Here is a 25,283-nt window from a genome sequence, read left to right as displayed (position 1 = left end):
AAAAATTCCTCTAAGGGTCTCGCCCACGGAGGAGAAATGAGACCCACGGTTCACGATATTGCCGCCGAGGCGGGCGTCAGCCTGGCCACCGTCGACCGCGTTCTCAACGACCGGCCGGGCGTGCGCGGCGTCACGCGCGCCAAGGTCGAGGCGGCGATTTCCGCGCTGGGCTATGTGCGCGACGTGGCAGCGGCCAACCTTGCCAAGAGCCGGGTGTATCCGCTCGTCTTCATCCTGCCGGAAGGCGACAATCCCTTCATGCGCGGGCTGGAGGCCGAGGTGCGCCGGGCCGGCCTGCATTCGGCCACCGAGCGGACGCGCCTTTCGGTGGCCTGCATTCCGGCCTTCGATGCCGCGGCGCTGGTGCGGGCAATCGACGCTGCCATTGCCGAGGGTGTTTCGGGCATCGCGGCCGTCGCCATCGATGCGCCGGAGGTCTGCGAGGCCATCGCCCGGGCACAAGCGGCCGGCATTCCCTTCGTCACGCTGGTTTCCGACATTGTCGGCTCCGGCCGCGATCATTTCACCGGCGTCGACAACATGGCCGCCGGCCGCACCGCCGGCAGCCTGATGGGTCGCTTCCTCGGGGATCAACCCGGCCCCGTCGCGGTGCTTGCCGGCTCCATGCGCGTGCGCGACCATCGCGAACGTCTCGATGGCTTCCTTGCGGCCATGGCGGCCATGCCGGCGAACCGCACGGTGTTGCCGGTGCTGGAAGGGCAGGACGATCCGAAGGCGGCATTCGCGCTGATCTCGGGCTGCCTTGCTTCCACCCCCGGGCTTGCCGGTATCTACAGTCTCGGCGCGGGCAATCAGGGCCTCGTCAAGGCCCTGGCCGATCGTGGAAGTACAGATATCTGCGTCATCGCGCACGAACTGACCGCCGATACCCGCGCGGCGCTGGAAATCGGCCTGATCGACGCCGTGCTCAACCAGGACGCCGGCCACGAGGTGCGCAGCGCCATCCGCGTGCTGCGCGCCAAGGCGGACGGCCTGCCGGTCAATGCCGCGCAGGAGCGCATCCGTCTCGACATCTTCATCAAGGACAACCTCCCGGCCGGCCCGGACGAGGACGAACAGCCCGGCCCGGCCGGTAACTAGGAGGCAATCATGTATCTCGGGATCGATCTCGGCACATCGGGCGTCAAGGCCATGCTGATCGACGCAGGCCAGAAGGTCATCGGCTCGGCATCCGGCAAGGAGGTGGAGACATCGCGGCCTCATCCCGGCTGGTCGGAACAGGACCCGGCCGACTGGATCCGCGCGACGGAAGAGGCGATTGCCGCTCTCCGCGCCGGCCATCCCGCCGAATTTTCCGCCGTGCGCGGCATTGGCCTGTCCGGCCATATGCATGGCGCGACGCTTCTCGATGCCGACGACAAGGTGCTGCGTCCCTGCATCATGTGGAACGACACGCGAAGCCACCGCGAGGCCGCCGCGCTCGATGCCGATCCGCGCTTCCGCAAGGTCACCGGCAACATCGTCTTCCCCGGCTTTACCGCGCCGAAGCTTGCCTGGGTGAAGGGCAACGAGTCGGATACGTTCGCCAGGGTCCGTCGGGTGCTGCTGCCCAAGGACTATCTGCGGGTCTGGCTCGCCGGCGAGCACCTGTCCGACATGTCGGATTCGGCCGGCACCGCCTGGCTCGATACCGGCGCGCGCAAATGGTCGGCGGACCTACTGGCGGCCACCGGCCTTGAAGAACGCCAGATGCCCGGCCTGGTGGAGGGCACCGAGCCCGCCGGCATCCTGCGGCCGGAACTCGCTGCGAAATGGGGTCTGGGCGAGGGCGTCGTCATCGCGGGCGGGGCCGGCGACAATGCGGCCTCGGCCTGCGGCATGGGCACGGTGCGCGAGGGCACGGCCTTCGTTTCGCTCGGCACGTCGGGCGTGCTTTTTGCCGCCAATGCCAGCTACCTGCCGAACCCGCAAAGCGCGGTACACGCCTTCTGCCACGCACTGCCCGATACCTGGCACCAGATGGGCGTCATCCTGTCGGCCACCGATGCGCTGAACTGGCATTCGCGCGTTACCGGCACCTCCGCCGCCGATCTCACGATGGAACTCGGCGATACGCTGAAGGCCCCGTCGAGCGTCACCTTCCTGCCCTATCTTTCGGGCGAGCGCACGCCGCATAACGATGCGGCCATCCGCGGCGCGTTTCTCGGGCTTGGCCATGAGAGCGGCCGCGCGGTGCTGACGCAGGCCGTGCTGGAGGGCGTCTCGTTTGCCATCCGCGACAGCCTGGAAGCCCTGAAATCCGCCGGCACCTCCCTGTCGCGCGTCACCGCCATCGGCGGCGGGTCGCGCTCGCGCTACTGGCTGAAATCGATCGCGACCGCGCTGAACCTGCCCGTCGACCTGCCTGCGGACGGCGATTTCGGTGCTGCATTCGGCGCCGCGCGCCTCGGCCTCATCGCCGCGACCGGTGCCAATCCGACTGCGGTGCTGACAGCGCCCGCCACCGCCGCAACCATCGAACCGGAGCCGGCGCTCGCCGCCGCCTACGAGGACGCCTACCAGCGCTATCGCCGCCTCTACCCGGCGATCCGCGCCGCCGCCTGATCAACCGACACACGAAGAGGAAAACACCATGGCCACAGGCTTTTTCGGCGATATCGCCAAGATCAGATATGAAGGTCCCGAGAGCACCAATCCGCTCGCCTTCCGCCACTACAATCCCGACGAGATCGTCATGGGCAAGCGCATGGAAGATCACCTGCGCTTTGCCGTCGCCTACTGGCACACCTTTGTCTGGCCGGGCGGCGACCCCTTCGGCGGCCAGACCTTCGAGCGCCCGTGGTTCGAGGATACGATCAAGGCGGCGAAGCTGAAGGCCGACGTCGCCTTCGAATTCTTCCAGCTGCTCGGCGTGCCGTTCTACTGCTTCCACGACGCGGACGTGCGTCCGGAAGGCAAGGACTTCGTCGAGAACACGAAGAACCTCAACGAGATCGTCGACTATTTCGAGAAGAAGCAGGCCGAAACCGGCGTGAAGCTGCTCTGGGGCACGGCGAACCTGTTCTCCAACCGCCGCTACATGGGCGGTGCGGCAACCAATCCGGACCCGGATGTCTTCGCCTTCGCCGGCGCGACGGTTAAAACCTGCCTCGACGCGACGCACCGCCTCGGCGGCGACAACTATGTCCTGTGGGGCGGCCGTGAAGGCTACGAGACCCTGCTGAACACCAATCTCGGCCAGGAGCTGGACCAGCTCGGCCGCTTCGTCAACATGGTGGTCGAATACAAGCACAAGATCGGCTTCAAGGGTGCGATCCTCATCGAGCCGAAGCCGCAGGAGCCGACCAAACACCAGTACGACTACGACGTTGCGACGGTCTACGGCTTCCTTCGCAAGTACGGCCTCGAGAACGAAGTGAAGGTCAATATCGAGCAGGGCCATGCCATCCTTGCCGGGCACTCCTTCGAGCATGAGCTGGCGCTCGCCAATGCGCTCGGCATCTTCGGCTCGATCGACATGAACCGCAACGACTACCAGTCCGGCTGGGATACCGACCAGTTCCCGAACAACGTGCCGGAAATGGCGCTGGCCTTCTATCAGGTTCTCGCCGGCGGCGGTTTCACGACGGGCGGCACCAACTTCGACGCAAAGCTGCGTCGCCAGTCGATCGACCCGGCGGACCTTCTGATCGGTCATATCGGCGGCATGGATTGCTGCGCGCGTGGCGTGAAGGCGGCGGCGAAGATGCTGGAAGACAAGGCGCTTTCCGGCCCGCTCGCCGAGCGCTATGCCGGCTGGCAGACGCCGGATGCACAGAAGATCCTTGCCGGCGGTTCCTCGCTCGAGGCGCTGGAAGCCTATGTGCTGAACGGCAACGTCAATCCGCAGCCGCGCTCCGGCCGCCAGGAATTTCTGGAGAACGTGGTCAATCGCTACGTCTGAGCCGGCCGGACCTTGCTACCGGTCATCGGGGGGCGCCTTCGGGCGCCCTTTTTTTGAATGGGGCTTGCCGCTTTGCGCGCCAGGAGGGTTGCCGGGGCGCTATTGGCCGCACTATCCGACGCCGAAGCAATGCCGCTTCGGCTGGAAATAGCTAGCGCTTCAGGAAGCGTCGCGCGGGGCCGGTAACGGAATTGCGCACGATCAGGTCGGGCCGCAGCAGGATTTCTGTTTCCGCCGGCTCGTTGCCCGACAGGAGGTCGAGCAGCAATGCCATGGCGCTCTTGCCGATGGCGGTGCGCGGCTGGCGGATCGTGGTGAGCGCGGGGGTCATGAAGCTTGCCTGCGGCACGTCGTCGAAGCCGGTGACGGAAAAGTCGTTCGGAATATCGTAGCCGCGTGCGGCAAGCCCAATCATCACGCCGATTGCCGTCTGGTCGTTGACGCACATGAAGGCGCTCGGCAGTGTGTCGCGCATGAAGAGCTGTTCGAGCGCCAGACGTCCGCTTTCGATCGTCCCGTCGCCCTCCAGCACGATGCGTTCGCCGACAGGCACGCCGGCCGCATCCAGCCCCTCGTCATAGCCCTGCCGGCGACGGCTATAGGCAAGGCGCGTGCGCGAGTCGCCGATGAAGGCGATCTTGCGGTGACCTTCGGCAATCAGCAGGTCGACCATCTTGCGCGCGCCCTCGATGTCGTCGACGCCGACATAGGCGATGCCGCCATTGTAGACCGGCTCGAAGACGCCGACGCTTGGCGGCAGGCGGGCCGTCATGGTCTGGTGGCCGAAGGGCAGGATGCCGGTGAACAGGATCAGTCCCGCCGCCTGGTTGGAGTTGAGGAATTTCAGGTATTCGAGCCCGCGTTGCGGGTCATTGTGCGTATGGCCGATCAGAATGCCATAGCCGTGCGAGCGCGCCTCGTTTTCCAGGCCCACAAGAATGTTGGAAAAGTTCGGATCGCCGATATCGGGCGCGACGACGAGAATCATGTTCGACCGGCCAAGGCGCAGGCTTCGCGCCATGGCGTTGGTCGTATACCCGGTGATCGCGATCGCCTGGTTGACCTTCAACCTTGTCGAGTTCGCCACTTTCTCCGGCGTGTGGATCGCCCGCGACACGGTCGCGATCGAGACCTGCGCGATCCGCGCTACATCTTCGATCGTGGCAGGGCTGGACGTCGACACTCTGGCTCTCACTCGGCGGTGGCAATTCCAGCAAATCGAAGCGGTTTGCGGGTGGAATTGCGGACAACAACGGAATTGCGGGGGACACTACACAGACTTGTCTGAGGGTCAAACGGCGCTTGTTGAAAATTCCCGATATCCAACGATGTAAACCTTTACATGCCCAGTGTAAAGGTTTACATCACCTTTCAGTCGGTCGAGGAGCCGCAGGGAGGAAATCATGAATCCGGACGCTGCCGACGGGGCTCCCGTCGTTCTTGCCGCACGCCGTATCAGTAAGTCTTTCAATGGCGTACAGGTGCTGTTCAGCGTCAATTTCGAGCTGCGCGCCGGCGAGATCCATGCGCTCATGGGGGAGAACGGCGCGGGCAAATCGACCCTCGTCAAGATCCTCTCCGGTTTCGAGCAGCCGACCTCCGGCGAGATCCTTTTCGACGGCCAGTCGGTCAAGCTGCCGCCGAACGGCCAGGCCGAGGCGCTCGGCATTGTCATCATCCACCAGGAATTCAATCTCGCCGAACATCTGACCGTTACCGAGAGCCTGTTTCTCGGGCGCGAGGTCACGCGCTTCGGGGTGCTCGACCGCAGGTTCATGCGCGCCGAGACGCGCCGCGTGCTCGACCAGCTCGGTTCGCATGTCGATGAGAATGCGCTGATCAGTTCGCTTTCCATCGCCGACAAGCAGATGGTCGAGATCGCCAAGGCGATCAGCCGCGATGCGCGCATCATCTTCATGGACGAGCCGACCGCAGTTCTTTCCCGCGAGGAGACCAACTATCTCTTCCGCCAGGTGCGCAAGCTGCGCGAGCAGGGCACGTCCTTCGTCTTCGTCTCGCACAAGCTCGACGAGGTGATGGAGCTGACCGACCGCGTCACCGTGCTGCGCGACGGGCAATGGGTAAAGACAGCGCCGACCAATATTCTCGATGGCGAATCCATCGCCCAGCTCATGGTGGGTCGCGAACTCTCCAGCCTCTATCCCGCCAAGCAGGAGCCGAGCGTCGACGAAGAGGTGACGCTCGCCGTGACGGGTCTTTCGACCCACTATGTCAAGGATGCGAGCTTCGACGTAAAGAAGGGCGAGATCCTCGGATTTTCCGGGCTGATCGGCTCCGGCCGCTCGGAGCTGATGGAGGCGGTTGCCGGTCTCTGTCCGCGTCTTTCGGGTGAAGTCTCCGTGCGCGGCGAAAGCGTGCCGGGCGGAGACGTCCATGCCGCCAATCGCGTGGGCATCGCCTACATGACCAAGGATCGCAAGCACAAGGGGCTTCTGCTCAACTCTCGCATGACGGCGAACCTCACGCTGCAATCGCTGGAGCAGCATGGAAAATACGGTTATCTCAGCCCGAAGAGCGAGGCGAACGCGCTGGAGCGGGCGCGCCGCCGTTTCGATATCCGCGTGCGTGACGGACGCGTCGTCGCCGGCCGCATGTCGGGTGGCAACCAGCAGAAATTGCTGCTCGCCAAGGTCATGGAGACCGAGCCGGACATCGTCATCGTCGACGAGCCGACGCGCGGCATCGACGTCGGCACCAAGCAGCAGATCTACCACTTCATTTCGGCGCTCGCCCGCGACGGCAAGTCTGTCATCGTCGTCTCCTCGGAGATGCCGGAGATCATCGGCCTGTGCACGCGCGTCGCCGTCATGCGGGAAGGGCGGATCGTCGGGATTCTCGAGGGCGAGGAAATCTCCGAACAGGAGATCATGCGCTATTCGGCAGGCTTGAAGAAAAAGGCCGCAGCCTGAGCGACATGCCGGGCGGCATCAAAACAACGAATTCACGTCGGGGACGAAAATGACGGCAAGCGAAGACGCGGGCGAAGCGAAGACAAGGGGCCGGAACTGGCGGGATGTCGACCTGAGGGCGGTCGCGCCCTTTGCGGCGCTCATCCTGCTGCTGATCATCGGGGCGCTGGTCAATCCTAACTTCATCGGCCTGACCAACCTGGCGAATGTGGCGACGCGCAGCGCCTTCATCGCGATTATAGCGGTCGGCGCGACCTTCGTCATTTCCTCGGGCGATCTCGACCTTTCAGTCGGCTCCATGGTGGCGTTCGTCGCGTCGCTCATGATCCTGTTCATGAATTCCGGCGCGATTGCCGATCCGTCGCTGATGCTGGCGGCCGCCGTCGTGCTCACCGTCTTCATCGGCGCGGCCTGCGGTCTTGCCAACGGCCTCATCACCACGGTCGGCAAGATCGAGCCCTTCATCGCCACGCTCGGCACGATGGGCATCTATCGCGGCCTCACCACCTGGCTGTCGCAGGGCGGCGCCATCACGCTGCGCGAGCCGGAATTGCAGACGCTCTACCGGCCGGTCTATTTCGGCACCATTCTCGGCGTGCCCGTTCCGATCGTCGTCATCTTCGTCGTCACGGCCATTGCCGCTTTCGTGCTCTACCGCATGCGCTATGGCCGCCATGTCGTCGCCGTCGGCTCGAACAGGGACGTTGCGCGCTATTCCGGCATCCCGGTCAATCGCGTGCGCACCATCGCCTTCGTCATCCAGGGGCTCTGCGTCGCCATCGCGGTGCTGCTCTACGTGCCGCGCCTCGGCTCTACCTCCGCCACGACAGGCATTCTGTGGGAATTGCAGGCGATCACCGCCGTCGTCGTCGGGGGCACGGCACTGAAGGGCGGCGCGGGCCGCGTCTGGGGCACGATCTGCGGCGCCTTCATTCTTGAGCTGGTCGGCAACATCATGCTGCTCTCCAACTTCATCAGCGAATATCTGATCGGGGCCATCCAGGGTGCGATCATCATCATTGCGATGCTCGTCCAGCGCTCGCTGGTGCGGAAGTCGTAACACCAAGCAAATCCGGCAACGGAAGTGCGCGGAGAATAGCCGGGTTCACGGGTCGCCCGGCCACGAAGGAAGACCTGCTTTTGGGAGGAAACTCATGCGCAAGAAACTACTGGGCCTGACGGTTGCGGCGCTCGCCGTGTTCGCCGGTGTCGCCCACGCACAGGAAGAAAAGAAGGTCACGATCGGCGTCTCGATCCCGGCCGCCAGCCACGGCTGGACCGCGGGCGTGATCTACCATGCCGAGCGCGTCGCCAAGCAGCTCATGGCAAGCCATCCGGGCCTGAACGTCGTCGTCAAGACGTCGCCGGATCCGGCAAGCCAGGCAAATGCCGTGCAGGATCTTGCAACGCAGGGCATCGATGCGCTCGTCATCCTGCCGACCGATCCGGATCCGCTGGTCAACGCCGTGAAGGAAATCAAGGACAAGGGCACCTTCGTCGCGCTCGTTGACCGCGCGCCGAGCGTCAACGACAATTCCGTGCGTGACCTCTACGTGGCCGGCAACAACTTTGCACTTGGCCAGACGGCAGGCGAATACATCAAGACCACGACGCCGGAAGCTGAAGTCGTCGTGATCCGCGGCATGCCGATCCCGATCGACCAGGAGCGCCAGAACGGCTTCGACAAGGGCGTCGAAGGCTCCAGCGTCAAGATTCTCGACCGCCAGTATGGCAACTGGAACCGCGACGACGCCTTCAAGGTCATGCAGGACTATCTGACCAAGTACCCGAAGATCGACGTCGTATGGTGCCAGGACGACGACATGGCTGTCGGCGTACTCCAGGCCATCGAGCAGTCCGGTCGCACGGACATCCAGTATGTCGTCGCCGGGGCCGGTTCGAAGGACATGATCAAGAAGGTCATGGACGGCGACAAGATGATCCCGGTCGACGTGCTCTATCCGCCGGCAATGGTCGGCACCGCGCTCGAAATGACCGCCGCCAACTTCTACGGCCAGGTCCCGGTTCGCGGCGTTTACACGATCGACGCGACGCTGATCACGAAGGACAACGCGAAGGACTTCTACTTCCCGGATTCCCCGTTCTGATCTGACACAACCAGAGCCGCCCGGGACAATGATGGCCCGGGCGGTTTTTCATGGCCGAGACCGGCATTTAACATTGCCCGAGCCGTCAAAGGCCGATAGCTTTCCACGCACTGCGGTACGTACCGCAAAAATATTCGAGACTGGCCGGGAGAGAGGTTGGTCCATGGGAGGAAGCCACCGATGAAGACGATCAAGGGCCCCGGCCTGTTTCTTGCACAGTTCGCGGGCGATGCCGCACCGTTCAATTCCTGGGACTCCATCACCAAATGGGCCGCCGACATCGGCTACAAGGGCGTGCAGGTTCCAACCTGGGATTCGCGCCTGATCGACCTGAGGAAGGCCGCCGAATCCAAGACCTATTGCGACGAGTTCGCCGGCAAGGCGCGTGAGAACGGCGTCGAGGTCACCGAGCTTTCCACGCATCTTCAAGGCCAGCTCGTTGCCGTGCATCCCGCCTATGATGAGGCCTTCGACGGTTTTGCAGCGCCGGAAGTGCGCGGCAATCCAAAGGCACGGCAGGCCTGGGCCGTGGAGCAGGTGAAGATGGCGCTGACCGCCTCGCGCAACCTCGGCCTCGATGCCATGGCGAGCTTTTCCGGTGCGCTCGCCTGGCCCTTCGTCTATCCGTGGCCGCAGCGGCCCGCCGGTCTCGTCGAGACCGCCTTCGACGAGCTTGCCAGGCGCTGGAAGCCCCTCCTCGACCATGCCGAGGAGAACGGCGTGGATGTCTGCTACGAGATCCATCCGGGTGAGGACCTGCATGACGGCATCACCTATGAGATGTTCCTGGAGCGCACCGGCAACCATGCCCGCGCCTGCATGCTCTACGACCCATCGCACTACGTTCTGCAGTGCCTCGACTATCTCGACAATATCGACATCTACAAGGACCGCATCCGCATGTTCCATGTGAAGGATGCCGAGTTCAACCCGACAGGCCGTCAGGGCGTCTATGGCGGTTATCAGGGCTGGGTGAACCGTGCCGGCCGCTTCCGCTCGCTTGGCGACGGCCAGGTGGATTTCGGTGCCGTCTTCTCCAAGATGGCCGCCAACGATTTTGCCGGCTGGGCCGTGGTCGAATGGGAATGCGCGCTGAAGCACCCGGAAGACGGGGCCCGCGAGGGTGCGGATTTCGTCAACGCGCACATCATCCGCGTGACGGAAAAAGCCTTCGACGACTTCGCCGATGCCGGCACGGATCAGGCCGCAAACCGGCGCATGCTTGGACTTTAAGGAGGATCACAGGATGGCAATCGAAGGAAGCGCAAGCGAAACGCGGGAGCGCCGCATCCGGCTCGGCATGGTCGGCGGCGGCTCCGGCGCCTTCATCGGCGCAGTACACCGCATCGCCGCCCGGCTCGACGATCACTATGAACTGGTTGCCGGCGCGCTCTCGTCCTCGCCGGAAAAGGCCGAGCAGTCGGCGCGCGAACTCGGTCTCGATCCGTCGCGCAGCTATGGCAGCTTCAAGGAAATGGCGATCCGCGAGGCCAAGCTGAAGAACGGTATCGAGGCAGTGGCGATCGTCACGCCGAACCACGTGCACTACGAAGCGGCGAAAGAGTTTCTCAAGCGCGGCATCCATGTCATCTGCGACAAGCCGCTGACCTCGACGATGGGCGACGCACGCAAGCTGAAGAAGCTGACGGAGGAGAGCGACGCGCTTTTCGTGCTCACCCACAACTACACCGGCTATCCCATGGTCCGGCAGGCCCGCGAGATGATCGCCAATGGCGAGCTTGGCGCCATCCGCCTCGTGCAGATGGAATATCCGCAGGACTGGCTGACGGAAGATATCGAGAGTAGCGGCCAGAAGCAGGCCGCCTGGCGCACGGACCCGACCAAATCGGGCGCCGGCGGCTCGATCGGCGATATCGGCACCCATGCCTACAATCTCGGCTGCTTCGTATCCGGCCTCGAACTTGCGGAACTGGCCGCCGATCTCGACAGTTTCGTGCCGGGCCGTCGCCTCGATGACAACGCCCACGTCATGATGCGCTTCGAGGAAAAGGACGGCGTTGCCGCCAAGGGCACGCTCTGGTGCAGCCAGGTCGCCCCCGGCCACGAGAACGGCCTCAAGGTGCGCGTCTACGGCACGAAGGGCGGGCTTGAATGGGTGCAGGCCGATCCGAACTACCTCTGGTACACGCCCTTCGGTGAGCCGAAGCGCCTGATTACCCGCAACGGCGCGGGGGCTGGCGCAGCTGCCGCACGCATGAGCCGCGTGCCGTCCGGCCATCCAGAAGGCTATCTCGAAGGCTTTGCCAACATCTATTCGGAAGCCGCGCGCGCCATCTATGCTAGGCGCAACGGCGCCAAGGTCGATCCTGCCGTCACCTATCCGACGGTCGATGACGGTCTCAAGGGCATGATCTTCGTCGATGCCTGCGTGCAGTCCTCGAAGAGGAACGGCGCCTGGGTGAAGGTCTGACAAACAGCTCCGGCCGTCGCCACCATGCGGCGGCCGGGCCCTCTGCTCACGAGAATATGCTGCCCAGCCGGATGACCAGCTTTTTGTCGAACAGGTGCCCGCGGTCGAACATCCAGTTCAATGCATCCCGGTTGCTCCACGGCCGCTTGTAGGGGCGGGTGCTCGTCAGCGCCTCGAAGACGTCGCAGACGGTGGAGAGGCGTATTTCCTGGCTGATCTGTTCCGCCTTGAGACCATGCGGATAGCCGCTGCCATCCAGCATTTCATGGTGATGCCGACAGACGTCGAGGATCAGCTCCGACATGCTCTCCTGATCCTTCAGCAGGTGATAGCCGACCTCGGGGTGATTGCGCACCACGCGTTTTTCGTCTTCCTCCAGCCGGCCTTTCTTGTTCAGGATTGCGTCCGGCACCATGAGCTTGCCGACATCGTGCAGCAGGCCGGCGACACCGAGTTCGCGCGCCTTCTCATCCCCATAGCCGATAGACCGCGCAAGCCGCATCATCAGCGCGCTCACCGACAGAGAATGCACATAGGTTCCCTCGTCCTTCGTCTTCAGGCGCGTTACCTTCAGGAAGAGGTCCGGTGAGGCATCGATCCGGTCGGAAATCTCGTCCGCAACGGGGTTCAGCGTATCGACCTGCAATTGACCGAAGCGGACGGCCTGGAAGCTGCTGCGCAGGGTGCTTGCCGCCTGCGATACGGACGTGAGCGTGCGCTTGCGCTCGTCTGCCTGTGTGGCCACCGCATCGGCCTCGCTCGTGCCCTTCATCGGATTGATCAGTGCATAGACTGCGGATGTGGCGAGGATGGCGCGCAGGGTCTCGTCGGACTGGAGGAGAAAGCGGCGGTCGGAAAACTCCGTATCCGGGCATTCCACCGCTTCGATGAACATGCCTTTCCTGAGAAGATGTTTTTGAATGCGTCGTACCACGTGTGTCTCCGTCCAAGTACACGGATACATTATGTGGCGAAACCCTAAGTCTTCTCTAAGGCGCCCATTTCGCGGCCAGGGTGCATAGAGCAGGCAATCCCCTTGGGCACAAGACTATTGAGACCCGGAAGCGTGTTGTCCGCGCTACCGGGCCTCGTGCGATCATGGGTGGGGCCCCACAATCGTTTTGTCGTAACGCGGTACTTCGGAAATAGTTCCACCGCATGCTTGCCAAAATGTCTGGCAGGAAAGCCGGCCTTACTGAAGCTGCCCGAGCCGGGCGCTACCATTTCTGGCGCGATTGACTTTTTACAAAACGACGCTACTGCAACGTTACAGGTTCCAGAAATGCCGCAGCAATCGCAATTGGAAGAGTGACGATGATCGACCCCAAGACCCTTGCCGACCGCTTTCCCGGCGACTTCGTGTTCGGCGTGGCGACCGCCGCGTTCCAGATCGAGGGGGCGGCGAAGATGGATGGGCGAAAGCCGTCGATCTGGGATGCCTTTTCCAACATGCCGGGCCGGGTTCATGGCCGCCACAATGGCGATGTCGCCTGCGATCACTATAACCGGCTCGAGGAAGACCTCGATCTCATCCAGTCGCTCGGCGTGGAGGCCTACCGCTTTTCCGTCGCCTGGCCACGGATCGTGCCGGAAGGCACCGGGCCGGTGAACGAAAAGGGGCTGGATTTCTACGACCGGCTTGTCGATGGCCTGAAGGCACGCGGCATCAAGGCTTTCGCCACGCTCTACCATTGGGACCTGCCGCTGATGCTGGCAGGCGAAGGCGGCTGGACGGCAAGGCAGACGGCCTATGCCTTCCAGCGCTATGCAAAAATCGTCACTGCCCGGCTCGGCGACCGGCTGGATGCGGTGGCGACCTTCAACGAGCCCTGGTGCTCCGTCTGGCTCAGCCACCTCTACGGTGTCCACGCGCCGGGCGAGCGCAACATGGATGCGGCGCTGCATGCGCTACATGTCACCAATCTGGCGCATGGGCTCGGCGTTTCGGCCATCCGCTCCGAGCGGCCGGGCCTGCCTGTCGGCCTCGTTCTGAACGCCCATTCCATCTATCCGGGCAGCGACAGCCCGCCCGACCGGGCGGCGGCGGCCCGCGCCTTCGATTTTCACAATGGCGTCTTCTTCGGTCCGGTCTTCAAGGGGGAATATCCCGAAAGCTTCCTGTCCGCCCTCGGTCACCGCATGCCGGACATCGAACCCGGCGACATGGAGACGATTTCCCAGCCGCTCGACTGGTGGGGCCTCAACTACTACACGCCGATGCGCGTTTCGAACGATCCGGCCGCGAGTGCCGAATTTCCGGCGACCGTGGCCGTCCCGCCTGTCGTCGACGTGAAGACCGATATCGGCTGGGAGGTCTATGCGCCGGCGCTCGGCGACCTTGTCCGCCAGCTCAATGCCGAATATCGGCTCCCCGACTGCTACATCACGGAAAACGGCGCCTGCTACAATATGGGTGTGGAAAATGGCGAAGTGGACGACCAGCCGCGCCTCGACTACATCGCCGACCATCTCGGCGTCACGGCCGATCTCATCGGAGAGGGTTACCCGATGCGCGGCTATTTCGCCTGGAGCCTGATGGACAATTTCGAATGGGCGGAAGGCTACCGGATGCGCTTCGGCATCGTGCATGTCGACTATGAGACGCAGGTTCGCACGGTGAAGAAGAGCGGCCAGTGGTACGCCACGCTTGCCGGTCAATTCCCGAAGGGAAACCACCGGGCCGCCTGAGCGGCCCGCCGTAGTTCCTGCCCCGAAAGCCGCTTATTTGCCGAGGTGGCGTTCGCCGCGCTTCCTGGCGAGGTCCATCTGCTTTTGCCGCTGGCGGAAGCGCATGCGATCCTCCTCGCTACGTGCTTCGTGGCAATGCGGACAGGAGACGCCGGCCTCGTAGAGCGGCGAGGTGATCTCCTCGGCCGTCAGCGGATGGCGGCAGGCGCGGCAGAGTTTGTGCTCGCCTTCCTCCAGGCCATGGGTGACGGAGACGCGCTCGTCGAAGACGAAACAGGCGCCTTCCCACAGGCTTTCTTCCGCCGGCACTTCCTCGAGATATTTCAGGATGCCGCCCTTGAGGTGGTAGACCTCGTCGAAACCCTGCTCCTTCATGAAGGCGGTCGCCTTCTCGCAGCGGATGCCGCCGGTGCAATACATGGCGATCTTCGGCTTGTTGTGCAGGCCGGTATTCTGGCGCACCCAGTCGGGGAACTCGCGGAACGTCTTGGTGTTCGGATCGACCGCACCCTTGAAGATGCCGATCGCCGTCTCATAGTCGTTGCGCGTGTCGATGAGGATCGTGTCCGGGTCGGAGATCAGCGCGTTCCAGTCCGCGGGCGCCACATAGGTGCCGACGGAGCGGTTGGGGTCGATGTCCTCGACGCCCATCGTGACGATTTCCTTCTTGAGCCGCACCTTCATGCGCAGGAAGGGCATGTCGGCGGCGTGGCTTTCCTTGTGTTCCAGCCCCGCAAATTCCGGCTGGCCGCGCAGGAAGGCGAGCACGGTGCGGATGCCGGCATGCGGCCCGGCGATCGTGCCGTTGATGCCCTCATGGGCGAGCAGCAACGTGCCGCGCACGCCATTTTCCTCGCAAAGCGCCTGCAAGGGCGCACGCAGGTCCGCAAAGCGCGGAACCGAGACGAAATGGTAGAGCGCGGCAACGAGGAAGCCGGTTTCCTGTGCGGAGGAAGAGATCGTGTTTGTCATGGTCGCCACATACAGCTTTGCTGCATTTCAGGCAATGCGGCGCGGTGTAACGCCTCAGGCGAGCCGTTGCAGGCTGGCCCCGTTGCTGGTGCCGAGCGCCATGGACTGGTTGGAATACTGGCTTTCGCCGGTCACCTCCCGGCCCACCCAGTTTGGCATTTCAGGTTCGTCATGGATCGAGGACAGTTCGACCTCGGCAATGACGAGGCCACGGTGGGAGCCGTCATAGACGTCGACTTCCCAGACATGGCCTTCATGCGGTACCCGGTAGCGCACCTTCTCGATCACGTTGCCGATGGCATGGCGCAGCATGTCTTCGGCTTCGTCGCGATCGATATCGAATTCGTATTCGTCGCGCACGAGGGCGGTGTGGCCGACTTTCAGGGTGATGCGCGCACGTCCGTCGCCATAGAGGCGAACCCGCAGCGATCGGTCGTCCTGGGCTACGACATAGGCCTGCCGTATGGCGGTCCCTTCGTCTGCGAAGGTGCGCCACCGCTGGCCCGATACCAGGAACTTCCGCTCGATCTCTTTAGCCATTGGCTCGCTTTCGCTGTTGGAGATGGGCTTGGGCGAGGGGGAGATTTGCACGATAAGTCTGTCATGACAAGGCAGGGCGTTTTGCTTTAGGCTCGACAGAACGTCGCAGACGCGATATTCCGGGTTAAATTCAATCGTTTTAAAAGGTCATGCCATGCGTGAGAAAAACGCCAAGCTCCTTTCCGTCCTGAAGCTCCAGCCTGTGGTGCCGGTGCTGGTCATTGACGACGTCAAGACTGCGGTTCCGCTGGCGCGCGCGCTGGTCGCCGGCGGGCTCAAGGCCATCGAGATCACGCTGCGCACGACCGCTGCGCTGGAAGCGATCCGCGCGGTTGCCAACGAGGTCGAGGGCGCCGTCGCCGGTGCCGGCACGGTTCTCAACGCCGCGCAGTACGAGGCCGCGGTCGAGGCCGGTTCGCAGTTCATCGTCAGCCCGGGCACGACGCAGGAACTGATCGACGCGGCCGCCGATTCCGAAATTCCGCTTCTGCCGGGTGCGGCCACCGCGAGCGAGGTCATGGGCCTTCGCGAGGAGGGCTACGAGGTGCTGAAGTTCTTCCCGGCCGAGCAGGCGGGCGGAGCGGCCTACCTCAAGTCGCTCTCCTCGCCGCTTGCCGGCACGCTGTTCTGCCCGACGGGCGGCATTTCGCTGTCGAATGCTCGCGACTATCTCTCGCTGCCGAACGTGGTGTGCGTCGGCGGCTCGTGGGTCGCGCCGAAGGAGCTTGTGGCCAAGGGTGACTGGGCAGGCATCGAAAAGCTCGCTGCGGAAGCTGCTGCCCTCAAGGGCTGAGCGAGGTTCAGCAAAATTGCAGGCGGGCGGCCCTTGGTCGCCCGTTATGCGTTTGAAATCGAGGGCCTGCATTCCTATCTTGCCTCTCAGTCGGCAGGAGAAATGGAGACACCCCCTATGTTTGACGCCAAGAAGTTGCTTGACCAGTTCCTCGGTTCGCAGGTGCCCGGCGCCGGTGGCTCCGTGCGCGACCGCGCCGGCCAGGTCACCCAGCTTGCCAAGGACAATCCGCTTGCCTCGATCGCCATTGCCGGCGTTCTTCTTGGCACGGGCGGGGGGCGCAAGGTCGCGGGCTCCGCGCTGAAGCTCGGCAGTCTCGCCGCCATCGCCGGCCTCGGCTACCAGGCCTACAAGAATTACAAGGCTGGCCAGAACCCGGTCGAGACCGCTCAGGGCGGGACGCCCGAACTCCTGCCGCCGCCGACCGATTCCGGCTTCCATCCCGAGGCGGTCAGCACCGACTTCGCCCTCGTTCTGGTGCGCGCCATGATCGCCGCGTCGCGCGCCGATGGCCATATCGACGAGGCAGAGCGCGCCCGCATCATGGACAAGCTGAAGGTCTCCGGCCTTGGCGCCGATGCCACGCAGTTCCTTGAGGACGAGCTTGCCAATCCGGTCGATCTCGACGCGATCATCGCGGCCGCCGCGACGGAGGAGCAGCGCGTCGAACTCTACACCGCCTCGCGCCTTGCCATCGAGCCGAAATCGCGCGCCGAACGCGGCTATCTCGACCTGCTCGCCGGCCGCCTCAACCTGCCGGATGCGCTGGTCGACCATATCGAGGCGACGGTTTCCGCCGCCACGGTCTGATTTACCGGGGGGCGGCCGAACGCCGCTCCCCGCTTTCCCGATTGCCTCGGCCCTCTCGCTACTCTATCCCTTCGGCAAGGTCGAAGGAGGAATTTCATGCGCGATCTCAAGGATTGGAAGGGTTGCCCGCTGCCGGCGCCCGTGACGCTCGAAGGCCGCACCGTGCGCATCGAGCCCTATGATCGTGCAAGACATCTGCAGGCGTTGTGGGATGCCTTCGGCGGCATGGAGATCAATCCGCTGCTGCGTTATTTTACGCAGGCCGATTTCGGCAGGATCGAGGATTTCGACGCCTGGTCGGAGGCAATGATCAAGTCCGGCTGGGTGCGCGAGGTCATCATCGACAGGGCGAACGGCAAGGCCGTCGGCATGGCGCATTACATGCGGCCCGATGCGGCCAACGGCGTCGTCGAGATCGGCGGCATCGCCCATGGCGCGAACATGTCGCGCTCGCCACTCTCCACCGAGGCGCAGTACCTGCTCGCCAGGCACGTCTTCGAGGATCTCGGTTACCGTCGCTACGAGTGGAAGTGCCACAACGACAACGCTCCCAGCAAGCGCACCGCGAGCCGTCTAGGCTTCACCTTCGAGGGCGTCTTCCGCCAGCACATGCTCTCCAAGGGCGAGAACCGCGATACTGCCTGGTTCTCGATCATCGACAGCGAGTGGCCGGATATCGCCAAGGGCTTCGATGCCTGGCTCTCGCCCGACAACTTCGATGCCGAGGGGCGGCAGAAGCGCAGGCTGGAAGATATTCGCGCGGAGATTTCCAAGGCAGGTGCAGCATGAGCGAGGAACGCAAGGGAAAATCGCCGGTGCTCGCGGCGCTCTTCATTCTGCTCGGCACGGGCGTGGTCTTCTACTTCCTGCCGCGCGTCATGATCGCCCTCGGCGGCGTCTCGCCCTGGCTGGCGGGCCTTGTCGGCACGCTGCTGGTGCTCTGCTTCTTCCTGCTCTTCTGGCTGCGCGCGCGCTACCAGCGCAACCACGACAACTAGACAGAAGGCCCGATCCGGGAATTCGGGCTCTCTTTCGATGGCGCCCCAGCGATTGAAAGCTCGATCTAGGTTTTTCGTGGACGATGGCCGCGGGACTTGCTAGACATCCGCGGCGTGCTTTCAGAGCTGCGGCTGGGACGACCCAGCCGCCATACCGATGTCGGGGACGACCCCTCTATGGGTAATGTAGGATGTCGTCTGTCTCCATTCCGAAGAAAGCAATCTTCAAGATAATCATCGCCTGGCTCGTCGTCGTCGTGTTCATGATCGGCGGCCGGGACTGGCTGTCGCCGACAATGAGCGTCCTCGTGGCGGGGACATGTTTCGCGGCGTTGTTTGCAACGATCCTCATGGCCGCCTTCGGGGTGGTGGGAGAGGCCGACGAGCTTGCCCACAGCCTGGGTGAGCCCTATGGAACGCTTATTCTCACCCTGTCGATTGTTTCCATCGAGGTCATCCTCATCGCTGCGGTGATGATGGGGCCAAGCGAAGCGCCGACCATTGGCCGTGACTCGATTTTCGCCGTCATGATGATCATCCTGAACCTCGTGACAGGTATCTGCTTGATTGTCGGCGGTCTTCGCTACGGCGAACAGGAATATAACGCGCAGGGTGCGGTTGCATTCATTTCCATGACCGTTGTGCTTGTGGGCACGGCGCTGCTTTTGCCAAACACCCTCAGCACCGGCAATGGTACTTTCTGGCCATCGCAGGCCATCGCGTTGTCGATTTTCACGATACTCCTCTACGGCGCCTTCCTTGTGCTGCAGATGGGACGTTACCGCCGCTACTTCGTCCAGCCCGAGAAGGGAGAGCTCTCGATCCGGCTGTCGCAGCCGGTGGGGGAGACGGAAGACGGTGGTGAAGGCAAATCCGGACGCGCCCAGAATATCGTCCATGCCGTGCTGCTCGTCGCACTCATGGTGCCGATAGTCCTGCTGGCGCACGATCTTGCCATCGTCATAGACTATGGCGTTGCAAAGGTCGGGGCTCCCGTCGCCGTCGGTGGCGTCTTGATCGCAATCATCGTCTTCACGCCGGAATCGATCACGGCGGTGAAGGCAGCGCTCAACAACGAGACGCAAAGGGCGATCAACCTCTGCCTCGGCGCGTTCGTTTCGACGGTCGGCCTGACGGTTCCGGCTGTCCTGATGGTCGGGCTTATGGCGAGCAAGACCGTCATACTCGGGATTTCATCCACGGAAACGATTTTGCTTGCCCTGACGCTCGCTCTCACGCTGACGACCTATCTCGGCCAGCGGGCGTCCGCGATCCAGGGCTTCATGCACCTGACGCTGTTCGGCGTCTTCACATTGCTGCTTTTCACGAACTGAACCCCATTCGGGCAGAGGCCGAGAGGAAGTTTCGGCCTCCCTCACATCTGTGAAAAGCATGGCGCCAAGGGTTTCATCGCGCAAGCGATCGCGGTCTTCAGAGCTGGAGGGCGGCTCCCAGCAGCAGCAATCCGAGGATCATCACCAGAGCCGCGCCGCCGATTTCGATGGCCGTGCCGATGCGAGCTGCTGCAGAGCCGTTGCCGGCAAAGCGCAGGGCCGCGCTCTTGGCGGTGACGGCAAGCGTGGCGAGGATCGAGACCGTGATGGCGGTGCCGATCGACATGGCGAGCACGGCAAGCATGCCGCCGAGATAGAGCCCGTTCAGCAGCGCGAAGCTCAGCACGATGAGCGCGCCCGAGCAGGGGCGAAGCCCCACCGCGACGATCGCCGACCAGGCTTCGCGCAGCGCGAAACGATCGCCCTTCAAAAGCGATGGGTCCGGTGCATGGGCATGGCCGCAGGTCGAGCAGACTTCACCGGCATGGTGGTGGTGGTGGTGGGTGTGATCATGGACCTCGACGGCCTCAACGCCGAGCGCGGAGGCGCGGGGCGCCGGGCGAAGCTTGCGGAAGAGCAGCCACGCCCCGAAGAGGGCTATCAGCGCATAGCTGCCGATTTCAAGCGCGCGGGTGGCATCGGTCATCGAAACGGTGGTGCCACGCAGGAACAGGTAGGCCGCACCGACGAGCAGGATGGCGACGATGCCCTGCAGGATCGAGGAGAGGAAGGAAAGCAGCACGCCGCGCTTCAGTTCCAGTTCGTTCGCCAGCATGTAGGAAGAGATGACCGCCTTGCCGTGTCCGGGGCCGGCGGCATGGAAGACGCCGTAGGCGAAGGAGAGGCCAACGAGCGAGGAGGCCGCCCACGGGTTCTCGCGCATATCCTTCAGCGCGCCGGTCATCATCCGGTAGAAACCCTGCTGCTGTGCGTTGATCCAGGCGAAAAGCCCGCCGAAGGTGCCGGTCGTGTTGAAGCCTGGCTCGGCCGATCCGATGCCGAGCGGCGACTGGGCGTGGGCGAGACTGGCGACGGCGGCAAGGGCGAGCGTCAGGGTGATGATGGTGAAGGCACGGCTGCGGGTCAGCATGTCAGCTCCAGGCGGGTGGCGAAGAGTTTGGACATGTCGGTGCCCGCCGGATCGTTGAAGAAGGCGTCCGTCAGGCTGTCCTGGTTCTGGGCCAGCACCTCGTCCGGGTCGGGCCGGACGACGGCGCGCTTGCAGGCTCCGAAATTGTCGCCGACGGTGATGAGATCGTCGTCGGAGGCGAAATCCATCGCGGCATACATGGTGGGGTCGTAGACGCCGAAGGTGAGCTTGCCCTTGAGCGGCATGACTTCGCCCGGCTTGACGGTGAAGAACATCAGGAGCTGCCCGTCCTTGTAGTCGACATTGATCGCGTCGGGTTTGGCGACCTTTACGGCTTTCCCGTCCTCGGTGATCGTCGTGTAGTAGCTGAATTCCTCCAGCGATTCGAGCACGGTCCTGCCGACTTCCGCAAGCTCGTCCGGATCGAGTTCGGCATTGCTGTTCTTGTCGAAATCCATGACGACGCTGGCGGAGAACATCTCGTCGAAACGCCACACATTGCGCAGTTCGCTGACGGTGCCGTCCGCGTTCGCCACCACTTCGAGGCGGGCCTCGGCAAAGATATGCGGATGGGCAAAGGCGGTGGCCGGGGCGAGAGAAGCTGCAGCCGCAACGAGAAGGGGGAGGAATCGCATGGGTTTCAAGCCTCTCGGAGCGGCATGTCGCACGACAGAATCACTTGCTGGGATGTAACGGAAATGGGTCGGAATTGGGACCTCTACGCCTCGATGCCGGGGTTTCGGCGGAACCAGGCGTGCAGGAAGTCGACAAAGGTGCGGACCTTGGCCGGCAGGTAGCGGCGGTGCGGATAGATCGCGTATATGCCGCGGTCGGTCGGAAGATAGTCTTCGAGGACCGAGATCACCCGGCCGGAAGCAAGACAGGGACGGGCGATGAAGGCCGGCACCTGCGCGACGCCGAGGCTGCTTGCCGCCGCCCGCACCGCCGCCGTCGGGCTGTTGACCTCGATATGGCCGCTGACAGGTACGCTGAAGCCGCCGCCCTTCTCGTCGACGAAGCGCCAGTTGCTGTGCGACTTGCCGTTGGTATCGATGATGCAGGGCAGGCGTGCGAGATCGCTTGGATGGTTGATAGGGCCGGCGCGCTCGAGGAATTCCTCGGTCACGCAGATCTTCAGGAAGAAATCGCCCAGCTTGCGCGCGATGAGGGCGGAATCCTCCAGCCGCGTGATTCGGAGCGCGACGTCGAAACCTTCTTCCACCAGGTCGACGAACCGGTCGTCCGCGACGACTTCCAGCGAAAGCTCGGGATGCTCCCGGCCGAAATCGATGAGCGACTGGCCGATATCGGCATCCACGAAGGTGCGCGGCGCGGAGACCTTCAGTTTACCGCGCAGGTCCGTGTTCTTCTCGCGGACCAGATCGGCGAGGTTGTCGATTTCCTTCAGGATGTCCGAGGCAGGGCGATAGTAGGTATGGCCGGCCTCGGTTATCGAGAACTGGCGGGTCGTGCGGTTAAGCAGCAGTGTGCCCAGCTCGTCTTCCAGTTCGCGCACATATTTGGAAAGCAGCGCCTTGGATCGGCCTGTCTTGCGCGAAGCGGCAGAAAAGCCTTCGGCATCGACGACGTCGATGAAGGCCCGGATTCGGGTCAATGTATCCATGTGTCCCCACTTGGCTGACCATTGCTTCGCCTCGTTGATGCTGCTGCGAAGGAATGGCGGGTCGCCCGGCCGCAATGCGGTGGCCAGCGCGTTATAAACGACTTTTGAAAACCATTGCGGCGAATGTCGTGACTGTCACAATATTTTCAATAGCAGCCTGCAAAAATCTCTTGATTACGACAGCGATTCTTCTTATCTCCCCTCTGCCCAAAGTCGCACGTGCCTGTGGGTGTCCGCCGACCCTCGAATTGGTGAGGAAATCGGTAAGGTACCTGGAACTAACCCCTCCAGTCGTTTCTCCGGCCAACCGGAAGAGCGAGGACATCTTGAAGCAACGACGGTGCGGGCCTTTCTGGTGTCTGCCGGCTTTCCATCAGCCGGGGTTACTGAAGAGGCACACCTTCATTGCCGGAAGTGCGGTCGGGTTTCCCACCAATCCATGGCAGACAAAGCCGAATTGAAGCCTAGGCGGGCTTCGGTTCACCGTTCGCGCACGATGCGCATGCTTGGTTCCGGGGTCTCCACCGGCTGGTTCCAGAGCGTGACCGTATCTGCCCTTTGTCCTCCGGGTTCTGCCCGGAGCAGTCTGGATATGGGGACTACCGAGATGGCTACTGCACGTATTATCGACTTCCTGAACACCCGACGTCCCGATGGCCCGTGCCTTGTGGTCGACCTCGATGTCGTCAGCGACAACTTCAAGGCCTTCCGTCATGCGCTGCCGGACAGCGCGATCTATTACGCCGTCAAGGCAAACCCGGCGCCTGAAGTCCTGCGTCTGCTTGCCAGCATGGGCTCCAGCTTCGATTGCGCGTCCGTCGCCGAAATCGAAATGGCGCTCGAAGCCGGCGCGACCGCATCGCGCATCTCCTTCGGCAACACGATCAAGAAGGAACGCGACGTCGCCAAGGCGCATGCGCTTGGCGTTTCGCTCTTCGCCGTCGACAGCCATGAGGAAGTCGAGAAGATCGCCCGCGCCGCTCCCGGCGCCCGCGTGTTCTGCCGCGTCCTGACCGATGGCGAAGGCGCCGAATGGCCGCTGTCGCGCAAATTCGGCTGCGTGCCGCAGATGGCCGTCGACGTGCTCGTCTATGCCCACCAGCTCGGTCTTGTCTCCTACGGCGTGTCGTTCCACGTTGGCTCGCAGATGACGAAGCTCGATGCCTGGGATTCGGCGCTCGCCGATGCCAAGCGCGTCTTCGTGCAGCTTGCCAAGCAGGGCATCGAGCTGAAGATGGTCAACATGGGCGGCGGCTTCCCGACGAAGTACCTGCGCGACGTGCCGTCGGCAGAGGCCTATGGCAAGGCGATCTTCGGTGCGCTGAAGAAGCACTTCGGCAACCAGATCCCGGAAACCATCATCGAGCCGGGCCGCGGCATGGTCGGCAATGCGGGTGTGATCAAGGCGGAAGTCGTTCTCGTCGCGAAGAAGTCCGACAATGACAACCACCGCTGGGTCTTCCTCGACATCGGCAAGTTCGGCGGTCTCGCCGAAACCATGGACGAGGCGATCCGCTACCCGATCCGCACGGCGCGTGACGCGGACGAAATGGAGCCCTGCGTGCTCGCCGGCCCGACCTGCGATTCCGCGGACGTGCTCTACGAGAAGAACATGTATCCGCTGCCGATCACCCTTTCGATCGGCGACGAGGTTCTGATCGAAGGCACCGGCGCCTATACGACGACCTATTCGGCGGTCGCTTTCAACGGCTTTGAGCCTCTCAAAGCCTACGTGATCTGACTGCCGCGGCGCTCCCGTCCCTGCGGGGGCGCCGCTCTCACAATTCATTCCGGAAACCGTTTGAAACGGCTTTGAGTGCGGGAGGCCCAGAGATGGCCGCTGTTCTTGATTCTGTCCGCGCATTTTTCGCGCATGCCGCCTTCTCCATCGACCGGGAGAACGCTGGCGACGTTGTCGCGCGTGAGCGTCTGCTTGATCGCGTCATGGGCGAGGGGCGTTTTCGCAAGTCCTCCGAAAAGGTTCGCAGGGGCCGGTTGCCGGCGGAGGGCCTTGCGCTCGTTGCGCGCGATGCGGACAATCACGTCATCGGCTCCGTGCGCCTGTGGAACGTCGAGGCGGGTGTCGATTCGGATGGCAACGCCGTTCCTGCGCTGCTGCTTGGTCCGCTCGCCGTCGACTGCGCGCATGAGGGCAAGGGCATCGGTGGCGCGCTGATGCGCGCGGCGATCACCGAGGCGCGGGATCGTGGCCACGGTGCGGTGCTGCTCGTCGGCGATCCTGAATATTACGAGCGCTTCGGCTTCTTCACTGAGCCGGCGCAGCATCTCGTCATGCCCGGCCCCTTCGAGCGCCGCCGTTTCCTGGCGCTGGAACTCGTGGAAGGCTGGCTCGACGGCGCGGCCGGCATGGTCGTTGCAAGCGGCCGCCGGCTGGCGGTGGAGATGCGCAAGGCGGCCTGACGGTCCGCCGGTTTGACTGCAAGGCGTGATTGCGCTATCGGAACGGCATGGGTGAGAGCCCCTGCCGTCCGCGAGCGCAAGCTTTGGTGAAGTCTCTCAATCAGACAATCGGTCTTCCAGCATCATGCATGCGAACCGGTGGCAATGCGGGCTCCCTCCGAAATGACGCATGCGACGACTGGAGATCAGACATGCGTCCGACATCGACGCCACTTCCATCCCTTGATACCCTGAAAGACCAAGCAAAGCGGCTGCGCGCGCGCTTTGCCGACGACGGGCAGGCCGTTTCCCATTCCCGGGCGCTGGAACTCGTCGCCGCACAATACGGCTTTCGCGACTGGAACACGCTGCATGCGGCGGTCGGCAACCGTCCGCCGTTCAATCCCTGGATGCTCGGTTCGCGCGTGCGCGGCCATTATCTCGGCCAGCCCTTCGATGCCGAGATTCTTGGCGTGCAGGCGCTGACGAGCCATCCTGGGCACTATCGCATGACGCTGCACTTCGACGAGCCGGTGGACGTGGTGACGTTCGACAGTTTCTCCGCCTTGCGCCAGCGCGTGAACTGCACCGTCGACGAGACGGGGCGGACGGCCGCGAAGACCTCGAACGGCCGCCCGCATCTGGAGCTTGAATGGTAAAT

The 25,283-nt window shown here is 63.4% G+C and carries 24 protein-coding genes; 17 read left to right on the top strand and 7 right to left on the bottom strand.

Features of this window, described 5'->3' with window-relative positions; translation table 11 throughout:
* Window positions 1–36 precede the first annotated feature (36 nt).
* From WA950_RS21745 to xylA, 3 genes are read left to right on the top strand one after another with little or no spacing between them, the layout of a single operon-like run.
* On the top strand, window positions 37–1,101 hold the full coding sequence (locus WA950_RS21745) for a LacI family DNA-binding transcriptional regulator (RefSeq protein WP_424553827.1): 1,065 nt from the start codon (window positions 37–39) through the stop codon (window positions 1,099–1,101).
* A 9-nt stretch (window positions 1,102–1,110) separates the two neighbouring features.
* On the top strand, window positions 1,111–2,565 hold the full coding sequence (gene xylB / locus WA950_RS21740; protein ID WP_424553826.1) for a xylulokinase: 1,455 nt from the start codon (window positions 1,111–1,113) through the stop codon (window positions 2,563–2,565).
* A gap of 28 nt (window positions 2,566–2,593) precedes the next feature.
* Complete coding sequence (gene xylA, locus WA950_RS21735; protein WP_424553825.1) at window positions 2,594–3,904, top strand: xylose isomerase; 1,311 nt, start codon at window positions 2,594–2,596, stop codon at window positions 3,902–3,904.
* Window positions 3,905–4,055: 151 nt separating this feature from the next.
* Here the strand turns inward: xylA and WA950_RS21730 are convergent, their stop codons facing one another.
* Complete coding sequence (locus WA950_RS21730; RefSeq protein ID WP_424553824.1) at window positions 4,056–5,087, bottom strand: LacI family DNA-binding transcriptional regulator; 1,032 nt, start codon at window positions 5,085–5,087, stop codon at window positions 4,056–4,058.
* 220 nt (window positions 5,088–5,307) lie between these two features.
* Here WA950_RS21730 and WA950_RS21725 point away from each other — a divergent pair, with 220 nt between their 5' ends.
* The 5 genes from WA950_RS21725 (at window position 5,308) to WA950_RS21705 (ending at window position 11,373) form a co-directional block, all read left to right on the top strand.
* Complete coding sequence (locus tag WA950_RS21725) at window positions 5,308–6,834, top strand: sugar ABC transporter ATP-binding protein (protein WP_424553823.1); 1,527 nt, start codon at window positions 5,308–5,310, stop codon at window positions 6,832–6,834.
* Window positions 6,835–6,883: 49 nt separating this feature from the next.
* Complete coding sequence (locus WA950_RS21720; RefSeq protein WP_424553822.1) at window positions 6,884–7,894, top strand: ABC transporter permease; 1,011 nt, start codon at window positions 6,884–6,886, stop codon at window positions 7,892–7,894.
* Between the two features lie 94 nt (window positions 7,895–7,988).
* Window positions 7,989–8,942 (top strand): substrate-binding domain-containing protein, encoded by a 954-nt coding sequence (locus tag WA950_RS21715; RefSeq protein ID WP_424553821.1) that lies wholly within the window; start codon window positions 7,989–7,991, stop codon window positions 8,940–8,942.
* Window positions 8,943–9,122: 180 nt separating this feature from the next.
* On the top strand, window positions 9,123–10,175 hold the full coding sequence (locus WA950_RS21710) for a sugar phosphate isomerase/epimerase family protein (protein WP_424553820.1): 1,053 nt from the start codon (window positions 9,123–9,125) through the stop codon (window positions 10,173–10,175).
* A gap of 13 nt (window positions 10,176–10,188) precedes the next feature.
* On the top strand, window positions 10,189–11,373 hold the full coding sequence (locus WA950_RS21705; RefSeq protein ID WP_424553819.1) for a Gfo/Idh/MocA family protein: 1,185 nt from the start codon (window positions 10,189–10,191) through the stop codon (window positions 11,371–11,373).
* 46 nt (window positions 11,374–11,419) lie between these two features.
* Here WA950_RS21705 and WA950_RS21700 read toward each other — a convergent pair whose 3' ends face one another.
* A complete protein-coding gene (locus WA950_RS21700) occupies window positions 11,420–12,268 on the bottom strand; it encodes an HD-GYP domain-containing protein (protein ID WP_424553818.1) in 849 nt (282 codons plus the stop codon).
* A gap of 419 nt (window positions 12,269–12,687) precedes the next feature.
* On the opposite strand from WA950_RS21700, the gene WA950_RS21695 reads away from it, so the two are divergent.
* Window positions 12,688–14,061, top strand: a complete 1,374-nt coding sequence (locus WA950_RS21695) for a GH1 family beta-glucosidase (protein WP_424553817.1) — start codon at window positions 12,688–12,690, stop codon at window positions 14,059–14,061.
* 33 nt (window positions 14,062–14,094) lie between these two features.
* Here the strand turns inward: WA950_RS21695 and WA950_RS21690 are convergent, their stop codons facing one another.
* Entirely contained in the window at window positions 14,095–15,033 is a 939-nt protein-coding gene (locus WA950_RS21690; RefSeq protein WP_424553816.1) for a rhodanese-related sulfurtransferase, read from the bottom strand.
* 54 nt (window positions 15,034–15,087) lie between these two features.
* Window positions 15,088–15,573 carry a CYTH domain-containing protein gene (locus WA950_RS21685; protein WP_424553815.1) on the bottom strand — a complete coding sequence of 162 codons (486 nt, stop codon included), beginning with the start codon at window positions 15,571–15,573 and terminating at the stop codon, window positions 15,088–15,090.
* Window positions 15,574–15,727: 154 nt separating this feature from the next.
* Between WA950_RS21685 and WA950_RS21680 the strand changes: the two genes are divergently transcribed.
* The 5 genes from WA950_RS21680 to WA950_RS21660 all read left to right on the top strand — a co-directional run bounded on the left by WA950_RS21680 (window position 15,728) and on the right by WA950_RS21660 (window position 19,508).
* Window positions 15,728–16,366 carry a 2-dehydro-3-deoxy-phosphogluconate aldolase gene (locus tag WA950_RS21680; protein ID WP_424553814.1) on the top strand — a complete coding sequence of 213 codons (639 nt, stop codon included), beginning with the start codon at window positions 15,728–15,730 and terminating at the stop codon, window positions 16,364–16,366.
* A 117-nt stretch (window positions 16,367–16,483) separates the two neighbouring features.
* On the top strand, window positions 16,484–17,176 hold the full coding sequence (locus WA950_RS21675) for a tellurite resistance TerB family protein (RefSeq protein WP_424553813.1): 693 nt from the start codon (window positions 16,484–16,486) through the stop codon (window positions 17,174–17,176).
* Window positions 17,177–17,272: 96 nt separating this feature from the next.
* Window positions 17,273–17,965 (top strand): GNAT family N-acetyltransferase, encoded by a 693-nt coding sequence (locus WA950_RS21670; protein ID WP_424553812.1) that lies wholly within the window; start codon window positions 17,273–17,275, stop codon window positions 17,963–17,965.
* Window positions 17,962–18,174, top strand: a complete 213-nt coding sequence (locus WA950_RS21665; protein ID WP_424553811.1) for a hypothetical protein — start codon at window positions 17,962–17,964, stop codon at window positions 18,172–18,174. The genes WA950_RS21670 and WA950_RS21665 overlap by 4 nt, the downstream gene beginning before the upstream one ends.
* Before the next feature lie 191 nt (window positions 18,175–18,365).
* Window positions 18,366–19,508, top strand: coding sequence for a calcium:proton antiporter (locus WA950_RS21660; protein WP_424553810.1), 1,143 nt, complete (start codon window positions 18,366–18,368; stop codon window positions 19,506–19,508).
* 97 nt (window positions 19,509–19,605) lie between these two features.
* Here the strand turns inward: WA950_RS21660 and WA950_RS21655 are convergent, their stop codons facing one another.
* The 3 genes from WA950_RS21655 to WA950_RS21645 form a co-directional block, all read right to left on the bottom strand.
* Complete coding sequence (locus WA950_RS21655) at window positions 19,606–20,598, bottom strand: nickel/cobalt transporter (protein WP_424553809.1); 993 nt, start codon at window positions 20,596–20,598, stop codon at window positions 19,606–19,608.
* Complete coding sequence (locus WA950_RS21650; protein WP_424553808.1) at window positions 20,592–21,233, bottom strand: DUF1007 family protein; 642 nt, start codon at window positions 21,231–21,233, stop codon at window positions 20,592–20,594. The genes WA950_RS21655 and WA950_RS21650 overlap by 7 nt, the downstream gene beginning before the upstream one ends.
* An 83-nt stretch (window positions 21,234–21,316) precedes the next feature.
* Window positions 21,317–22,222, bottom strand: a complete 906-nt coding sequence (locus WA950_RS21645) for a LysR family transcriptional regulator (protein ID WP_424553807.1) — start codon at window positions 22,220–22,222, stop codon at window positions 21,317–21,319.
* 607 nt (window positions 22,223–22,829) lie between these two features.
* On the opposite strand from WA950_RS21645, the gene odc2 reads away from it, so the two are divergent.
* The 3 genes from odc2 (at window position 22,830) to WA950_RS21630 (ending at window position 25,281) form a co-directional block, all read left to right on the top strand.
* Window positions 22,830–23,963, top strand: a complete 1,134-nt coding sequence (odc2, locus tag WA950_RS21640) for an ornithine/lysine decarboxylase (protein WP_424553806.1) — start codon at window positions 22,830–22,832, stop codon at window positions 23,961–23,963.
* Between the two features lie 92 nt (window positions 23,964–24,055).
* A complete protein-coding gene (locus tag WA950_RS21635; protein WP_424553805.1) occupies window positions 24,056–24,643 on the top strand; it encodes a GNAT family N-acetyltransferase in 588 nt (195 codons plus the stop codon).
* Between the two features lie 191 nt (window positions 24,644–24,834).
* Window positions 24,835–25,281 (top strand): glyoxalase superfamily protein, encoded by a 447-nt coding sequence (locus tag WA950_RS21630; RefSeq protein WP_424553949.1) that lies wholly within the window; start codon window positions 24,835–24,837, stop codon window positions 25,279–25,281.
* Window positions 25,282–25,283 lie beyond the last annotated feature (2 nt).

The sequence above is a fragment of the Shinella sp. genome (assembly GCF_049651085.1).
Lineage (GTDB): Bacteria > Pseudomonadota > Alphaproteobacteria > Rhizobiales > Rhizobiaceae > Shinella.
The sequence above is the reverse complement of the archived record's forward strand: the minus strand, read 5'-3'. Positions and strand labels throughout refer to the sequence as shown.

What these genes read in the sequence shown, in the direction of transcription:
- WA950_RS21635 (WP_424553805.1), top strand. Translation starts at nt 24,056, where the DNA reads ATGGCCGCTGTTCTTGATTCTGTCCGCGCATTTTTCGCGCATGCCGCC.
- WA950_RS21700 (WP_424553818.1), bottom strand. Translation starts at nt 12,268, where the DNA reads ATGTTCATCGAAGCGGTGGAATGCCCGGATACGGAGTTTTCCGACCGC.
- WA950_RS21660 (WP_424553810.1), top strand. Translation starts at nt 18,366, where the DNA reads ATGTCGTCTGTCTCCATTCCGAAGAAAGCAATCTTCAAGATAATCATC.
- WA950_RS21690 (WP_424553816.1), bottom strand. Translation starts at nt 15,033, where the DNA reads ATGACAAACACGATCTCTTCCTCCGCACAGGAAACCGGCTTCCTCGTT.
- odc2 (WP_424553806.1), top strand. Translation starts at nt 22,830, where the DNA reads ATGGCTACTGCACGTATTATCGACTTCCTGAACACCCGACGTCCCGAT.
- WA950_RS21655 (WP_424553809.1), bottom strand. Translation starts at nt 20,598, where the DNA reads ATGCTGACCCGCAGCCGTGCCTTCACCATCATCACCCTGACGCTCGCC.
- WA950_RS21675 (WP_424553813.1), top strand. Translation starts at nt 16,484, where the DNA reads ATGTTTGACGCCAAGAAGTTGCTTGACCAGTTCCTCGGTTCGCAGGTG.
- WA950_RS21665 (WP_424553811.1), top strand. Translation starts at nt 17,962, where the DNA reads ATGAGCGAGGAACGCAAGGGAAAATCGCCGGTGCTCGCGGCGCTCTTC.
- WA950_RS21695 (WP_424553817.1), top strand. Translation starts at nt 12,688, where the DNA reads ATGATCGACCCCAAGACCCTTGCCGACCGCTTTCCCGGCGACTTCGTG.
- WA950_RS21710 (WP_424553820.1), top strand. Translation starts at nt 9,123, where the DNA reads ATGAAGACGATCAAGGGCCCCGGCCTGTTTCTTGCACAGTTCGCGGGC.
- WA950_RS21705 (WP_424553819.1), top strand. Translation starts at nt 10,189, where the DNA reads ATGGCAATCGAAGGAAGCGCAAGCGAAACGCGGGAGCGCCGCATCCGG.
- WA950_RS21650 (WP_424553808.1), bottom strand. Translation starts at nt 21,233, where the DNA reads ATGCGATTCCTCCCCCTTCTCGTTGCGGCTGCAGCTTCTCTCGCCCCG.
- WA950_RS21670 (WP_424553812.1), top strand. Translation starts at nt 17,273, where the DNA reads ATGCGCGATCTCAAGGATTGGAAGGGTTGCCCGCTGCCGGCGCCCGTG.
- WA950_RS21630 (WP_424553949.1), top strand. Translation starts at nt 24,835, where the DNA reads ATGCGTCCGACATCGACGCCACTTCCATCCCTTGATACCCTGAAAGAC.
- WA950_RS21685 (WP_424553815.1), bottom strand. Translation starts at nt 15,573, where the DNA reads ATGGCTAAAGAGATCGAGCGGAAGTTCCTGGTATCGGGCCAGCGGTGG.
- WA950_RS21680 (WP_424553814.1), top strand. Translation starts at nt 15,728, where the DNA reads ATGCGTGAGAAAAACGCCAAGCTCCTTTCCGTCCTGAAGCTCCAGCCT.
- WA950_RS21725 (WP_424553823.1), top strand. Translation starts at nt 5,308, where the DNA reads ATGAATCCGGACGCTGCCGACGGGGCTCCCGTCGTTCTTGCCGCACGC.
- xylA (WP_424553825.1), top strand. Translation starts at nt 2,594, where the DNA reads ATGGCCACAGGCTTTTTCGGCGATATCGCCAAGATCAGATATGAAGGT.
- xylB (WP_424553826.1), top strand. Translation starts at nt 1,111, where the DNA reads ATGTATCTCGGGATCGATCTCGGCACATCGGGCGTCAAGGCCATGCTG.
- WA950_RS21645 (WP_424553807.1), bottom strand. Translation starts at nt 22,222, where the DNA reads ATGGATACATTGACCCGAATCCGGGCCTTCATCGACGTCGTCGATGCC.
- WA950_RS21745 (WP_424553827.1), top strand. Translation starts at nt 37, where the DNA reads ATGAGACCCACGGTTCACGATATTGCCGCCGAGGCGGGCGTCAGCCTG.
- WA950_RS21720 (WP_424553822.1), top strand. Translation starts at nt 6,884, where the DNA reads ATGACGGCAAGCGAAGACGCGGGCGAAGCGAAGACAAGGGGCCGGAAC.
- WA950_RS21715 (WP_424553821.1), top strand. Translation starts at nt 7,989, where the DNA reads ATGCGCAAGAAACTACTGGGCCTGACGGTTGCGGCGCTCGCCGTGTTC.